Consider the following 17,319-nt stretch of genomic DNA (forward strand, 5'->3'; position numbering starts at 1 on the left):
TCTAAATTCTAATTATTAGCACAAAAGCGATATGAAAAAAAGAAATATATTGATGCTTGGGCTTGCCGGGTTGTTTTCGCTCTCAACTATGGCCCAACAGACAGTTACAGGTATAGTGCAAGACCGTTATGGTATTCCCATGAAGGGAGTGTCGGTATCCACTGTAGGTACACCAGGAAACAAGGTGATTACCGATGAAAACGGAACATTTGCTATTAAAGCGGATGAAGGTGACTATATCGAAGTGAGATATGCAGATGGTAAGGCAAGACGTGTATGGGTATCTGGTAATTCGGTGGAAATCCGTTTAACCGATATGGATTTCTTGGTAGAAAACAAGGGGACAGAGTCTACTGAGCGTGAACAGACTCAAGCTGTTACGACTATTTCAGGTGAAATACTGAGAAAAAATTCTTCTCCTAACTTTACTAATGCATTGAATGGTCTATTCCCGGGATTGATGGTAAAACAGAATACCGGTTGGACGGATAATGCCGGTCTCACAGTTCGCGGAGGAGGTTCTTTAAATGGTTCCGAACCACTAGTGATTGTAGATGGAATACCTCGTCCTTTGGAATATGTCAATATGGACGAAGTGGAAAGTGTCTCTGTACTTAAAGATGGTGCTGCAACTGCTTTATGGGGATTGCGTGGCTCTAATGGTGTAATTGTAGTGAAGACTAAACGCGGTCAGTATAACACAAAGAAAATGAACGTGAATTATACCTTTGGAGTAGGAATACCAGTCAACCAACCGGAATTTGTAGACGGATATACGTATGCCCAAATGAAGAATGAAGCGTTACGTTATGATGGTTTGGAACCACAATACAACCAAGAGGCTTTAGATGCTTTTCGTGACGGTTCACGCCCGGATTTGTATGCTAATACAGACTGGATGGGCGAGGCGTTACGTAATCATACAACAAATCATCAGCTGAATCTTTCTTTCCGTGGAGGGGGTAAGTCGTTACGATACTATGCGTTGATTAATTACAAAAATGATCAAGGTATATTGAACGAGAATCTTACTCAACTTTCCGATCGTTATGACGCGCAGATGAAGAAGTACGACTTGAATGCTCGCATTAATCTGGATATAGACCTTACCAGTACTACTACAGCTACGTTGTCTATGTTTGGTATGTTACGTGAAGAGAATCGTCCTAGAACAAGTGAAGGTAATATTTTCTCTTATTTGTATAACACTCCTTCGGCAGTGTTTCCGGTACGTACTTCTTCCGGACAATGGGGGGGGAGTTTACTTTTCCCACACAACCCGATTGCAGAAATTGCTGATATAGGATACTTCAGGACGGATCGTCGTTTACTGCAGTCTAATTTACGAATTCATCAGGATTTGTCTATGATAACGCAAGGTTTAAGTGCAGAATTGTCCGTTGCTTATGATAATGATGCCGTATTTAAAGAGACCGGTACGCAAGAATATGCTTATGAGCAAAATGATCTGATACTTAATCCTGATAACGGAGAATATGAAGTAGTTACCGAAATAAAGGGTGAAGACAAGGCTTTGTCTATTGACAATAGCGGTGTTTATGCCCAATATATGCGTACGGTATTTGAAGGTAAGATTGGTTATGACCGTGCTTTTGGTCGTCATGCAGTGAATGGACTGTTGCAATATTGGCAACAGTCATACGTTCCGAAGGGAAGGAATAAATCTATGTATCGTCAATCGTATATGTTTGCCGGAGGTTATAACTATGATAACCGGTATGCAGTGAACATGGTGGTGAATCATATGGGTACAAGCGTACTGAGCAAAAATGATAAATATCGTACTTATCCGGCTATATCGGCAGCTTGGATATTGTCGAACGAAGCATTTATGAAAAATCAGAATATTATAGATTACTTGAAATTCCGCGCTTCTTGGGGAAGATCGGGTAATGATAATATTGATTATGAATTGGATAGACGTTACTGGAACAATTCCGGTGGATATCAGTTTGGTGACACGCCTCAAGGTAGTAGTGGTATAATTGCCGGTCCACTGGCTATGGATCATGTAGATATTGAGAGGGCAGACAAATATGATATCGGCTTGGATTTGCAGATGTTGGATAAACGTTTGTCTATGGGTGCCGATTTCTATATGGATCAACGAAGAAATATGTTGGTAAGTGCCGGTTCTTTATTCTCCGAAGTAATAGGTACAGGTGTTCCTAAACAGTGTATCGGTGCAGTCGACACAAAAGGTCTTGAAGTGTCATTGACTTGGCGAGATAAAGTAGGTGAGGCTTTTAACTATTATGTAGGTGGAAATTTCTCGTCCATGAAAACTGAAATTATAGAAAATGGTGAAGGATACCAACCTTATAGTTATCTATATAAGAAAGGTGATCGGTTAGGACAGAATTATGGTTTGGAAGCTATCGGTTATTTCAATGACTGGGATGATATTGAAAACAGTCCTAAACAGATGTTCTCTGAGGTACGTCCGGGTGATATCAAGTATAAAGATCAGAATGGTGATAAGCAGATTGACGAACATGATGTAGTAGCTATCGGTCATTCTACTACTCCAGGATTATTCTATGGCATTAATGTTGGTTTCGAGTATAAAGGTTTTGGTGTGGATATGTTGTTCCAAGGTGCAGGACAGGTAAGCCGCATGTTGAATACGGCAAGTGTGTATTGGCCATTGCGCGACGGTAAGAGCAATTTGTCCAAGTGGTATATTGAAGATAATGTACGTTGGACGGAAGAAACCAAAAATACAGCTACGTTACCTCGTTTGACTACGCTTAATAATGCAAATAATTTCCGTAGTAGTACCCAGTGGTTAGCAAACGGTTCTTATTTCAAGTTACGTAATCTGAATATTTATTATAACCTGCCTCAGAAATGGGTGAAATCCATGAGAATGGAAAAGTGTCAAGTGTATGTAAGAGGTAACAACCTGTTCTCACTGGATCATATAGATTATTCTAATTGTGAAGATCTTTCTGTCAACTATCCGGATTTGATGTCCGTATATGTAGGCTTAAACATTAACTTCTAAAAAATAACAGAACAATATGAAACTAAAGAAATACATAGTCTTTTTGGCTGCTGCAACTGTATTGGGTGGTTGTGATTTTCTGGAGTTTGACGAGTCACAAGGACGTGAACAATACCAGGCTTATGAGACTTTTGAAAATATTCTGATGCAGACTACAGCTATTTATCGTAAATTACCTTCTGATTACGGTGCCATTGGTGGAGCATTACGCGAGTCGGCTACAGACAATTCTATGTATACACAGAATAGTAATGCCATCTATGATATGTATACGAACAAATGGAGTCCGATTAATACGATTGATGCTCAGTGGGGAGAATATTATGATTTAATTCATGATGTGAATATTTTCTTTGAAAATTATTCAGAGGAAGCGCTCGAGATTTATAAGTGGGATAAGAATTTTAAAGATAATATGGACAAGGTGCATATGTCGATGAGAGAGATAAAAGTACTGCGTGCACTTTATCATTTTGAACTAGCCAAGCGTTATGGAGATATCCCTTTGATATTGAAGACTTATACAATGGATGAAATCAATCATGTGGAGAAATCATCTTTTCAAGAGATAATCGACTATATTGATAAGGAGTGTGCTACGCTGGCTCCCGAACTTCCGGTATCTTTCAATGATTTTATTGGTCAAGAAACCGGTCGAGTAAATCGTGGTGCTGCTTATGCTATTCGTGCTCGTGCATTGCTCTATGCAGCCAGTCCGTTGTTTAATAAGAATAATGATGTGACTCTTTGGAAAAAAGCTGCTGATGCTGCATATGAGGTAATTAAATTGAATGCTTACCAACTGGAAAAGATAGACAAGGATCCATTGTGGAATAAGAGTGGTAATGATGTGTTACCATCCAAACAATTGATTTTTGAGGTTCGCGGCGGTTCAAGTAATTCTTTTGAACAGGGAAATTTACCTGTTGGTGGTTTTGGAGAAGTGTCACTTGGCAGAAATGTGCCGACACAAAATCTGGTAGATGAATATGAGATGGCGGATGGTACTCCGTTCGATTGGAACAATCCGGATCATGTTGCTAATATGTATTATGACGCAAAAGGAAAACCGACCCGTGACCCCCGTCTTTATCAGAATGTACTTTGTAATGGTCGGACATTTATGAAAATTAAATTGGAAACCTACGAAGGTGGTAAGAATGGTGCTCCATTGGAAGGTGCTACTACTACAGGCTATTATTTAAAGAAACTGGTGGATGAAACAGTATCTTTGGATCCGATAAAACCGGTTTCTAAACCTCACCATTTCCCTGGTTATCGTTATGCTGAAGTTTTGTTGAATTATGCTGAGGCTATGAATGAGTGGCAAGGACCGGATTATACGGATGCTACACATCCACTTTCTGCCCGTGATGCTTTAAATCAAGTTCGTGCTGCTGCGAATATGAAAGGGGTGGTTGCTACCAATCAAACAGAGTTCCGTGAAAAAGTACATAAGGAACGTCGCATAGAATTGGCGTTTGAAGACCATCGTTTTTGGGATATCCGTCGTTGGAAAGAGGGTAAACTCGTAAAGGAAATCTATGGTGTGAAGATACAGAATAATAATGGCACTCTCTCATATAAGAAAGAAAAGGTACAAGATCGTGTTTGGGATGACAAAATGTATCTTTATCCTATCCCCCAAAATGAGGTTTATGTGAATGATAACTTAACACAAAATCCGGGATGGTAAATTCATCTACAAGACTTCTAATCTTAAAGAATTGGTGATGAAATGCAAAGGGAGGAGTCGGGAGATTCTTCCCTTTTTGTAAATTTGTAGCTTCTTTTAATAGGTATCAAATAGCTATTTGATTGTGATAAAAAATGAAATTTAAACAGAACTAAGATGAAACAGAATTTAATCAGATGGGGGTTGTGCATGGGTATCACTGTCGTTTTTCAGACAGCTATGGCACAGGAAGCCGAGCGAAAGGCAGCTTTCGATAATTATTGCCAATATGCATTGGAAGCCTCGAAACCAACAGACAAGGCTAAAGAACAGGCTATTCTTTCTTATCGGGATTACTTCTCGAAAAATGGTTATAGAAAATTTAAAACAGGTTCCAAGGAATGGGAAAAGAATGTAGCCCTTTTGAAAGCTGATGGTACCTTTTCTGATTTGGATGATAACAGTGTAGGAAAGACTATTGATGGTAATGAGGCAAATTCCGGTGCGGTGATCGTAGAAGCATTGAACCGTTTGTGGACTATTTCGGAAGCTTTTAAGAGTGGACTTCTAGACATAAAACGTGATGCGATACTTTGGGATAAATGGCAGAAATCTATTTTGCACTATGGTAATATTGAGATAGGTCGCCCCAACAATTCAAGACGTTTTCATTCCTCCTGTTTTGCTGTTCCCACAGCAGCGGTAAATATTTACTTCTGTCATTTGCAACTGATGGATGATATTGAACAGGGAAGGAATAAAGATAAACAATTGTCTGCGGTGTGTGATATGTTGAAAATGCTTGGTCTACAGGCGTGGACTCAACCTTATCGTAATGACGAAACAGATAAGAATGTGGTTCAGATAGAACGTTTTCGAAACCATGTATGGTGGGTCGGTGGAAATGCGTTGGGATATCGATCATTACTTCCGGTAGCTTTCATGTTTCGTTCTGTTCCCATGGTAGATTTATTGGCGGAAGTTTGCCAAAGAGCCATTAGTGCAACTTCACAAAATACTTATAGCGAGTCGTTCTGGAACGAAGGTTTCACAGCTGACGGTGCTGGTTGGGGACATGGAAAACAGTGTCTTATTTGGGGATATCCGATTGATGGGACATTGAATGCCTTGAATATGATGAGTATGCTTAAGGGCTCTCCATGGGAGCAGAAACTGACGCGAGAGAATATAAATGCATTGATGAATTATTTTCGTGGGGGGAATTACTACTATTACAAGGGTTACAATCTGCCTTGCTTGGATCGTTATTCCATGAGTTATAAACCAGAGGCTTCTGATATTCGTTATACCGGAATGCTGAATCAATTACAAAATGATTGGAAAGAGTATTTTACAGCGGAAGAACTGCAGGAAATTAAACAATTGTATGCAGAAAGCCGGGAAAAATCTATTCGTATGAAGAAGTATGAAAGCAGTTATAACGGAACTCGTTGGTTTTTTAATAATGATGATTTGATTAAGAAGAACGACCGTTACCATATTATGGTTAATATGGCTTCAGTACGATGCGATGGTCTTGAAAGCGCAACGGGATTTGCCGATAACTATAATTTTTATACGGCTGACGGAGCTACTTTCTTTCAGAAAAGCGGAAACGAATACCGTAAAGCTTTTGGCGCTTATGATGTGACGGCCTTTCCCGGTGTAACAGCACGCGAAGGTATGGACAAACTGACTCCCGTAACAAACTGGCGGGGGTATTGTAGTAAACATAACTTTGCTGCAGCCGCTACTTTAGGAGATGAAAATGCCGTTGCCGGATTTATCTTTGAAAAAATGAATGGTTCAGATAAAGATGGAGTAAACGACCGTGGTGATAACGCTATGAAAAATCCTATACTTTATGGTGTAAAAGCTTATAAGTCCTATTTTATGTTGGGAGACTACATGGTAGCATTAGGTGCAGGAATAACTAACAAACAGCCAAATCAAGAGGGAAATATTCGTACCACTATTGACCAAACGGAGAGATTTGGGAAAGTGTATATTTATGAAGGTGACGGTATTGAGTGGACAGTACAACAGGGTAAGTTCGCTTATTCTGCTTTCCCTGAATATAGAGAAAGGGTACATTCGGTGTGTGAAAAGAAGAAAACAGATTGGTTGAAGATGAACTTGGATAACAAAAACAAGAGAAATCTACCTGTTGAAGTAGATATTTTCTGTATGTGGATAGATCATGGGAAGGCACCGGTAAATGATACTTATGGATATGTGGTATATGCGGGCGAGGGTTTACCTGCCCGGAAATATCCATTTGAGGTGTTGAGGAATGATACTTTGGTTCAGGCCGTACGTTCTTCTGATAAGAAGGTGCTGGAAGCCGTGTTTTATACAGAGGGCGAAGAGTTGAAAGCCAATGGATTATCTTTATCAGTTTCTTCTCCCTGTACAGTTTTGGTAAAAGAAGAAACAAATTCATACGTGTTCTCTGTAACAGATGCCTGTATGAATTCTTCTTTAAAAGAAATAGAACTAGTATTCAACGGAAAAACAATTCAAGTACCAATGTCACAGGATATGTTTTGTGGTAAACCGACAATCAAACATATCAATAAATAATTCCAAGAATTTCTATTAAAAGACATAAATTACACGGAAGAACACGGAAAGACAGAATTGATCTGTGACATCCGTGTAATTCGTGTCTGAATTATATTTATAGAGAAATAATTCTTTCTTTTACTTTTCCTTTCTTTCCTCTTGATATTTTTGCTTGTACTGGCTGGGAGCTACATTGAACTGTTCTTTGAACTTACGGCAAAAATAATTAGGAGAATTAAATCCTAGGTTATCTGCAATCTCTGATATAGACATTGAGTTGTCTTGACGAAGTAGTACCGCAGCTCGTTTCAATTTATGAGAATTGATGAAATCGTTAGGTGACATACCCGTCAATGATTTAAATTTATTATAGAATGTAGTACGTCCCATATACATTTCACTGGCTAATTTATCGATACTGAATTCCTGGTCCGATATATTTTCATCAATAAGAAACGTTATTTTGTCCAAAAACTCTTTATCTAGATTGTTTGTTGCTAATAGAGAAATATCAGCTTCCGCTTTTTGGGAGAATTGTTTATACAACATTCTCCGTGAGCGTATGATGTTGTTACATCTGGCTAATAATATTTGTGGGCTGAAAGGTTTATAAATATAGTCATCTGCTCCGCGTACTAATCCTTCAAGATGTTGCTCGGGCATATTCAATGCTGTTAACAAAATGATAGGAATATGACAAAGTTCGATATTATTTTTGATTTTGATACATAATTCCGTACCGCTCATGATGGGCATCATTACATCACTCACTATCAAATCTGGATTTATTTTCCGGATAATTTCTAATCCTTCTTGTCCGTTTGTGGCAGTTTTGGTGATGTAGAGAGGAGAGAATATGGTTACTAATATATCCAGCAGTTCCTTGTTGTCCTCTATTAATACAATAGTAGGTTTCTCCCCATCGATTGGGTTGCTGCTTTCTTCTACCTCTGTTTTTTCAGGAGCCAGGATATTGTCAGTCAATATTGGAAGCGGGGTATTGATATCTTTTTCTTCATTTTTGAAGATAATATGCTGGTTATTGAGCAGATGCTCTTTCCCCAATTGCAGGCTGATGGTGAATATGGAACCTTCTCCGATACGGCTCTGTACATTGATAGTTCCTAAATGCTCCTCTACAATACTTTTTACCAGGGCCAGTCCTATACCTGCCCTAAACAGCTGTTTTTGTTCCGGCATTTTGTTGTTTGCCTGATAGAAACGTTCAAAGATGTATGGGATATCTTTGGCATCTATTCCCACACCACTGTCCGTAATACGGATATACAATCTATTTTCCGGTTCATTGACAGATAGTCCGATTTTGATTGTCCCACCCTTAGGAGTATATTTAAAGGCATTCGACAATAAATTATAAATTACCTTTATCATCTGTTTCCCGTCAAACCACACTTCTGTTTCTGTTTCACAAGGTTCCAGCTTAAAGTCTATATTCTGTTGCAATGCCAGTTCTCTAAATCCGTCACAAATGTCACCAATATATTGGTTGATAGGATATGCCGATACGTACAGAATGTTCCTGCCTTGTTCGTATTTCCTGAATTCTATCAGTTCCGTCACCAGATTATTTAGTTGTTGGCATTGGTGTATCACTTTCAGAAGCTTTCCATAAATGAACGGGGCAAGATTGTTACCTAGCAACAGTACTTCCAATTGTCCGATAATCAGTGCCAATGGAGTTCTGAACTCATGACTGACGCTTGTAAAGAATTTGAATTTAGCTTCATTGATTTCTTTCATCTGCTGTTTTTCCATCTGTTCTTTCCGGATGGCATCTCTCATTTTTTTACGTGCATATAAAATGTTGATGATAAATCCTGTGATCAGTAGAAACAAGGTAATCCATATCAACCATGCCCACCACGTTGCATACCAAGGGGGAAGTATAGTTATTTTCAACTGTGTCGTTTCTTTTGCCGATTGTGTTGAATTATTTTTTTCACGTATTTCAAGAATATAATTGCCGGTAGGCAGATTAGTGTACGAAACTGATTTAAGAGCCGTTTGATACCATATCTTATCAATACCTTTTAATCTGTATTCATAGATACGTTGGTTGTTTTCGAGTGGAATTTGTGAGGAAAACAGTATCTCAATCCTATTCTGATTATGAGGTAATCTGATTTCTTTGGTAAATGGCAAACCGACCGATAAGATGCCTGACTGGTCGTTGGGGTGGATAAGATTGTTATGAACGTATAGTTCAGTAAAGTATATTCGGTTATTAGTAGGATGAACATTTTCATTCTTTTCCGTTGCGGCAATCAGTCCATTGGTACCTCCAACGTAAATTGTACCATTTTTACTAATCAATAGACCACAATCTTTGGCAAAAGCATCCAAAGGGAGATATTTTCCAACAGAGAAAGATTGTAGAATATCTCCTTTTTTATTGAGAAAGATAATTCCTTTATCTCCGGTAATAACTAAGTTGTGAGCATTTGTTTCCTTGATTTGATAACAATACTGGCTCAGTAAGGGAGAACTGGCTACCGGAAACGGTTCAAATTGATTATTTTGTTGATTTAGTTTCAAAACTCCATTTCCCAATGTCGTGATATAGATATCTTTTTCGGAGGAGTGAAAAGAACGTACTACCGAACCATATATTCCTTGTTTCTCTAAATCATACGTATGTAATTCTTTTAGGGTTTGAGTATCGAATTTATGAACCTGTTTACCTTCAACAATCCAAAGATTTTTATTTGTATCCAGGCTGATATGAGCATACATGTTAGTTCGGTAAATTAATGTATCCTTTCGGCTTTTTAAAGAATAGATATAAATGTTTTTATTGGTGGATAAAAAGAGTCGTTCTCCATCCCGTTCCATGGCATTAATGCTTCGTAAATGAGGAGCATCTTTCTGATTAATCTCCTGTTGGAATATATTTTGTTTGATATTATAGGTATATAACCCTTTACCATTGGTACCTATAAATAATTTCTCTGTTTCAGAATCATACAATATAGATTTTAAATTGATATGTGGTAAATAAGTAGGAGGAATAGTGGTTTCAAAGTGTTTTATTTCTTCCCGTTGCGGATTAAGCATATTGAGTCCTCCACCTTCCGTACATATCCATATATTACCATGGGTATCTTCTGTCATATCACCCACAACCGGATTTGAAAGGCTGTTGGTACAAGCAGAAGCATCATAATAAGTAAACGTGTCTTCATGGACAGGAACATAATTGACTCCACCGAAATAAGTACCTGCCCATAAAATTCCTTTTTTGTCAATAAAAACCGAATGGACTGACGAATGGGAGAGGCTTCCCGCTTTGCCATCCCGTTTATGAGAAATAAATAGATCCTTTTGTAGATCGTATTTATAAAGTCCGTTGAAAGTTCCAAACCATATGTTTCCTTCTTTATCTTCTGTTATGCTACGGATAAAATTATTGTAAAATCCTTTGGAGAAAGCATTACTCGTATTATAGGTCGATAGAGTTCCGTCAGGATGTATGCGGAATAATCCGTCATTTACGCTACCTATCCAGATGTCTCCTGAATTAGCTTGGAAGATAGTTCGCATATCTTTACATTTAATAATACTCTTAAAATGTATGTCGTCATCGCTGTAAACAAGTCCGTTAGAATATGTAAACCATTTATGTCCTTTGTCGTCAATAAGGAAATCGTAAATGGTTCCGGCGGAAAGCTTACAGGATTTTATCAATTTCCCTTCTTTCTCATCCCAGCGATTCAATGTATAGGCAGTGATAACCCAAATAGTATCTTGGTGGCTGTAAACAACAAGGACACCTTTATCCAGGATTGTTTGAAATGTTTCTTTACGGATATCATATTTCACAAAAGTATCATCTATCTTGAGGAATATATCTCCTTTGGAGTTGCTGACGATTTTTGAAACTGAATTCCCTTTGAATGAAGTAGATACATTTGGATTGGGTCTATGGGATATGACCCTTTTACCGTCATATATACTGATACCCTCTGCTGTACCGAACCAAATTCTGCCGATAGAATCTTGTGAAATAGCGAATACGGCCGGATGTGCTAAACCGTCTTTGGAACCTAATTTCCTGAAATGTGCAGCTTGTATTTGTATTGAAAGCAATAGACAGAAAAAGAGAATAATGTTTTTTGTTTTCATCAGGTTGAAGGTTTTGTTAGTGCAAAGATACTAAATATCTTGTCTTTTGAACGAATATTCATATAAATCGTATTTTGAGACATGTTTGTAAAAGGAGATTTGTCGTTTTTTGCATAATATAATTTATTAAAAAATTCTATGGTATGGAACGGATAGGATTTAATGGAAGAATTATGGGTAGAATAATATTCTTTATCTTATTTATTTTTTCGTTTTATAGGTCAGGAGCAACAACCTATAATATAGCTCCAAAAGCATATTTGAGTGCTTCTTCCTCATTGGATGGATTTCCTGTTACAGGGATAGTAGATGGTTTCTCTCGTATTGTTGATACAAAAGAGTGGAGATCTGTTTCCACCCAGACATTTTGGGGGCAAATAGATTATCCTTCAGTAGAATTGAAGTGGGATATGCCTCATTTGGTAAATAAAGTGATACATGAAGGAAAGGAGTTCATTATCCGTACAGAAAATAATTCCGCCAGAAATTACAAGATACAAGATTGTTTATTAAATGGGAAACCTTTAGATAAGTGTATCTTACGACATGCCGATTTTGCTAAAGGGGGAGTTCTTGATTTGAAGCTCGGTAGATAATCTGTTATGAATAACTTATTTTATATATCATGAAGAATTGTATTTGTTTACTTTGTATCTGTTGGATGCAAACTTTTATGTTGGCTTTGGCAGATGAAACATCTGTTGATGAGTTTTTATTAAAAAATGAAGACAAAACTTATTACGAAGATCTGCATAAACTTCGTAAAGTCTATCCTTGGCAATGTATGAAAGCGAATGACAAGGAAATAAGTGATGCGGTGGATTTTGCCGAAAACTATAAATCGTTGGAAATTGGAAATGAAAGTTGGGAATATATCCATCGGCTTTCCGAGACAGTACGCAGTCTGGCTTATGCTACTTCTGAAGGACTACCGGAGGGGAAAAACTTCAATGGTTTTATGGAAACTCTTTTGACGGATAGAGTGATAGAACAGATACCAGGTCTTATTTATAGCCGTTATGATGATGTACGGAAAATCCCTGCTAATTTTTTATCTGCTTTGCCTGCATGTAATACGAAACAGCAGGGAAAACTTATCGCAGCAGTGAAGCATCTTGTGGAGTTTGATAAACTATATCAGGATGCTGCTACAGTAAAAGTAAATGTGAATACTGATTATATGTATAATGTATTGCCCCATCTGTTTATTTGTGCCCTATATCAGCCCGATGAGAAACAAGCAGTGAAGGATATGTTCGCTTTTTCGCATTATCTATCGGCCTGTACACAGTATTCGCCCGGCTCTAAAGACGGGCTGAAGGTGGATGGGACAGGTTTCCACCATTGGACACATTATAATGGCTATATGTATGCCTACAAAACATGGGTGCAATATATGGCATACTTGAAAGGAACCGTGTTCCGTGTAGATATGGATGCATATCAGAGAATGAAGAAAGCAATAGTCAGCGAATATTTAATGGCTACACTTCCTGTTTCGGGAGAAGAGCATTTTTTTGCGAACAGTCTGGCAGGGCGTCATCCTTTTGCGGGATTGATAATAGATTTTTCACGGGAATTGTTTAGAGAACTAGTAGAAGTAGGGGGAGATATAGAAGGAAAAGAGATAGACGAAGAGTTGGCTGGTTATTATAATGCTTTCTTTCAAACTGATTATTATAAACAAATCAAACCTAAAGAATTGGATGGCTTTTATCAGTTTAACTACAGTCCTGCCGGAGTCTATCGTCAAGGAAATTGGGTAGCAACCATGCGTTGCCCTACTACTCGTTTCTGGGGAGGAGAGATTTATAATAAGACAAACCGTTTCGGTCGGTATCAGAGTCATGGAACATTGGAAATACTTTACAATGGCTCTTTGGAGCAATCGGGATATCCTTCTGCGTGGGAACGTTTTAGCGGGAAACGTGGGGGATGGGACTGGAATGTAGTACCGGGTTCCACAACCGTACATTATACCGATTGGAAAGAAATGATGCCCAACGGGAATGATGCGGATCGTTTTGACCAATGGTCTGCCACTACAAATTTTTCAGGTGCTCTTTCTTGGGGAAATTGTGGCATGTTTGCCTGTGCTTTTGATCAGGGAGACCATTGGGGAAGCCGACGTTTTGTACCGACTAATCTCACTTTCTGTAAGTCTGTTTTTGCCTTTGACGGTATATTGGTTAGCCTGGGAAGTGGCATCGGGTCACGAGGTGACTATGCCGACGACCGCATTACAGCTACCAATCTGTTTCAGGCACTGGAGTATAAGGGCAAGGAAGCTCCTGTGTTTAATGGGAAGAAATTGAAGAAGGGAGATGTGTTGTTGCCAGAGCAAGACAAAGACAATTGGCTGGTCACCCCTTGTGCTACAGGTTATTTGCTTCCTGCCGGAAACGATCCTCTTATTGTCTCTTATGGCAATCAGACTACTCCGGGACCGGAAGGTGCTACTCCAGAATCATTTGGAACACGTTGTGCGTCGAAAGCTTATATCAATCATGGTATAAAGCCTGCGAAAAAGAAATATTGTTTTGCGGTAGTTCCAAATACTACTCCCAAAGCGATGCCGGTTTTAGCTGGGCGTCTTTTCCATAAAAGTGGGCTTTTTGAAATAAAGCAGCATCAGGATTCGTTGCATGTGCTGAAACATTTGCCTTCGGAAACTTTAGCTTATGCCTTGTTTGCACCGGCAACCTTCCTTCAGGAAGGTATTTTGCAGTCTTCTGATACGCCATTGTTGTTGATGGAACGTTTTTACGGGAAAGATGGTATATTGAAACTTGCTGTTTGCAGTCCCGATCTGCGTCCGGTATTGTCCGGGGATAAGAAAGAGTGGATTTCCACTCCTACTATATCTACCTTGATACTTGACGGAAACTGGCAGTTGGCTGATAGTGGAACAAAAGGTGTTTTGTCTTGCTCATATGAAGGTACATGTACTAAGGTTGTTTTAGAATTGAAAGAGGGATTGCCGCTCTATCTGGAATTCCAAAGAACACGATAGGATGAGGGGGAGTTTACGTAACTATAACATATCAAAATTATCTACTATGAAAATCTTTAAATTATTATTTGTGTTAGGGAGTATACTTTGGATGTCAACCGGAGATTTATTGGCACAAGCTGATAATTATAAAAGGCACCAAAATGATGATACTCAAATATCCAATAAGGAGATGGCTTTTTATTTAGTATTTAAAAGTCATTTTGATATTGGTTATTCCGCATTGGCTCGTGATGTCGTTCATGAGTATCGTACATCTATGATTGACAAGGCGATGGATGTAATGGATAAGAACGCAGACCAAATGAAGGATGTACAATTTACTTGGACTGTTCCGGGATGGCCTTTGAAGCAAATGTTATGGGATAAACAATCTTCCGAACGAAAACTGCGTATTGAACGCGCTTTGAAAAATTCAAGTTTAGTGACGCATGCACTTCCATTCACGACCCATACAGAGACACTTGAGATCGAAGAATTGATTCGTGGTCTGGAGTATTCGTCTTCTTTGGCAAGACAATATAACTTACCACTTCCTACTGATGGAAAGATGACTGATGTGCCTGGTCATACTTGGGTATTACCTACCATTTTGCACCATGCCGGAATTAATTTTTTTCATTTTGGTTTAAACCCTACTAATCAAGTAGTAAAAGTTCCGACTTTATTTTGGTGGGAAGGTCCGGATGGGTCAAGAGTATTGACGATGTTTTCTAAAGGTTATGGCGGAGGGATATTTCCGCCCGAAGGATGGGAACATAATGCATGGTTAACATTTGTACATGCCGGTGATAATGCAGGACCTCCAGCAGCGGAAGAGGTTAAAAAGATGGTTTCTCGTATTAAGGAGAGGTATCCGAATGCGAAAATACATATTGGTAAAATGTCTGATTTTGCTGATGCTATTTTAGCTGAAAATCCTGAATTACCTGTAGTTCGAGGAGATATGTCTGACAGTTGGGTACATGGTGTGATGTCAAGTCCACAGGCTACACAGAAGGCTCGTCGAATTCGTCCGTTGATACCGGCTTTGGAAACTTTACATACACAAAACAAGGAATGGGGGATTCTTTCGTATGAGATAAACGAGGATCTGGCTTATATTTACGATAAAAGTTTAATGTATGGTGAGCATACTTGGGGATTGGCTGATCAGCATTTTATTCCGGGATTAGTTGGTAAAGAATGGCATAAAAATTATGTTTCAGGTTTGACACCCAATTACGCTCGCATGGTAGAGTCATGGGAAGAACATGCCGGTTATATTGAGGATGCGGAAAAACGGTTGCGTCCTGAATTTGAAAACGAACTGTATACTTTAGCAGAGAATGTGGCACAGGATGGATTTCGTTTTGTAGTTTATAATCCTCTTCCTTGGAAGCGTAGCGGAATGGTAAATTTTGCATTACCGACACAAGGTTCTATTAGGCAAGCATATGTAAAAGAGGTTGGAAAAAATTGTATTCATAAACTGATGTTGTATGGTGCCGATTCTAAGCGATTGGGATCTTTTTTTGTAGAAGATATTCCGGCTAACGGATATAAAACATTTGTGTTGACCGATGAAGTACCGGTTAACATGAAAACAACATTGGTGGGTGACGAACGTGCCGGATTTATTGAAAATCAATGGTATAAGATTACGTTTGATAAGTCTCGCGGTTGCATAAAGAGTATATGGGACAAGATGAATAAGCGTGAATTGGTTGATCCGAATGCTAAAGATGGTTTTGGTTCGTATGTGTATGAACGTTATGATAAAAAACAATCGTTGCAATATCTGAAAGAGTATATTTATGATGACTATAAGAAATCACATTACTGTATTACAGGTAAAAGTACTTATTTAGATGATCATACAAAAGGGGTACATGAGGCGGCACGCAGAATGGAGTTATATGTCGAGGATCATAAATCATCCATTCAGGCAATACTTGTTCCATCTATATCGATAGGCGAGGAAAAGCATACATCTGGCATGAAAGTGATACTTTATGAGAATATGCCTTATATAGACATTAAGTTATCGGTAGTAAATAAACCTGCTACCGAAGAACCGGAAGCGGGATGGATAGCATTGCCTTTCCAAACCAAAGAACCGGTATATCGTATTGGCCGTTTAGGCTCAGTAATAGATCCAGCCAAAGATTTGATAGAAGGTAGTCAATTCAATTATATTTGGTCTAATTCAGGATTGATGATAAAAGATAAGGATTATTCCATAGGTATTTGCGCATTAGATGCTCCAGCCGTTCAACTTGGAGATTTAAATTTTATGCATTTTGCTGATAAATATGAGAATCCTCAGTCACATCTATATTTCAATCTGTTTAACAATCGTTGGAATACCAACTTTACTTCATTTTGGAATGGAAACCTTACAACCGAAGTCCGTTTATGGGTCAACCAACCGAGTGCCGATGACGCTTTAGGTTTGGTTGTTCCTGCATGGGAAACTCGTTTACCTCTACAAGTTGGTATTGCCACATGTTCGGGGGGAAAATTACCTGTCGAGAATGAAGGGGTAAAAGTTTCACGGAAAGGTGTACTTGTCACTGCTTATGGGCATAATCTGGATGGTGAAGGTAAATTACTGCGTCTTTGGGAAGAAACGGGAGAAAGTTCATCTTGTGAAGTTTCTTTGCCGGTCAAAAAGGATGGAATAGCACAACCTGTAAATTTAAGAGGTATTCCTTGCGGGCAACCGATTAAGATTCAAAATGGAAAGTTTAAAGTACAATTGACAGGATTTGCTCCAGCCAGTTATTTGATCTATTAATCAGATAGAGAATAAAGAAAAGAAATCTTTCAGAGAGAGTATATCAGAACTTGTCACATGTAACAAGCTCTATATCCGAGGTTAACCTTGTCTTATTCATGTAAAGGGATATATGT

General features: G+C 38.6%; 7 protein-coding genes. 6 read left to right on the forward strand and 1 reads right to left on the reverse strand.

All coding sequences use genetic code 11. The features are described from left to right. Positions 1-31 precede the first annotated feature (31 nt). From C1A09_RS02310 to C1A09_RS02320, 3 genes are all read left to right on the forward strand, one after another. Positions 32-3,028: a SusC/RagA family TonB-linked outer membrane protein gene (locus C1A09_RS02310; protein WP_180949164.1), complete on the forward strand. Its 2,997-nt coding sequence runs from the start codon at positions 32-34 to the stop codon at positions 3,026-3,028. A 16-nt stretch (positions 3,029-3,044) separates the two neighbouring features. Further along, complete coding sequence (locus C1A09_RS02315) at positions 3,045-4,724, forward strand: RagB/SusD family nutrient uptake outer membrane protein (protein ID WP_101542116.1); 1,680 nt, start codon at positions 3,045-3,047, stop codon at positions 4,722-4,724. 156 nt (positions 4,725-4,880) lie between these two features. Continuing rightward, a complete protein-coding gene (locus C1A09_RS02320) occupies positions 4,881-7,286 on the forward strand; it encodes a polysaccharide lyase family 8 super-sandwich domain-containing protein (protein ID WP_101542117.1) in 2,406 nt (801 codons plus the stop codon). A 120-nt stretch (positions 7,287-7,406) separates the two neighbouring features. On the opposite strand, the gene C1A09_RS02325 is transcribed toward C1A09_RS02320, so the two are convergent. Beyond that, positions 7,407-11,411, reverse strand: coding sequence for an ATP-binding protein (locus C1A09_RS02325; RefSeq protein ID WP_101542118.1), 4,005 nt, complete (start codon positions 11,409-11,411; stop codon positions 7,407-7,409). Between the two features lie 143 nt (positions 11,412-11,554). On the opposite strand from C1A09_RS02325, the gene C1A09_RS02330 reads away from it, so the two are divergent. The 3 genes from C1A09_RS02330 to C1A09_RS02340 are packed head-to-tail and all read left to right on the forward strand — an operon-like array spanning position 11,555 to position 17,203. Further along, on the forward strand, positions 11,555-12,007 hold the full coding sequence (locus tag C1A09_RS02330; protein WP_101542119.1) for a glycoside hydrolase domain-containing protein: 453 nt from the start codon (positions 11,555-11,557) through the stop codon (positions 12,005-12,007). Between the two features lie 29 nt (positions 12,008-12,036). Continuing rightward, positions 12,037-14,424: a polysaccharide lyase family 8 super-sandwich domain-containing protein gene (locus tag C1A09_RS02335; RefSeq protein WP_101542120.1), complete on the forward strand. Its 2,388-nt coding sequence runs from the start codon at positions 12,037-12,039 to the stop codon at positions 14,422-14,424. A 46-nt stretch (positions 14,425-14,470) separates the two neighbouring features. Then, positions 14,471-17,203 carry a glycoside hydrolase family 38 N-terminal domain-containing protein gene (locus C1A09_RS02340; RefSeq protein WP_180949165.1) on the forward strand — a complete coding sequence of 911 codons (2,733 nt, stop codon included), beginning with the start codon at positions 14,471-14,473 and terminating at the stop codon, positions 17,201-17,203. The last annotated feature ends 116 nt before the right edge of the window (positions 17,204-17,319 follow it).

It is taken from the genome of Bacteroides cutis, assembly GCF_900241005.1.
GTDB lineage: Bacteria > Bacteroidota > Bacteroidia > Bacteroidales > Bacteroidaceae > Bacteroides > Bacteroides cutis.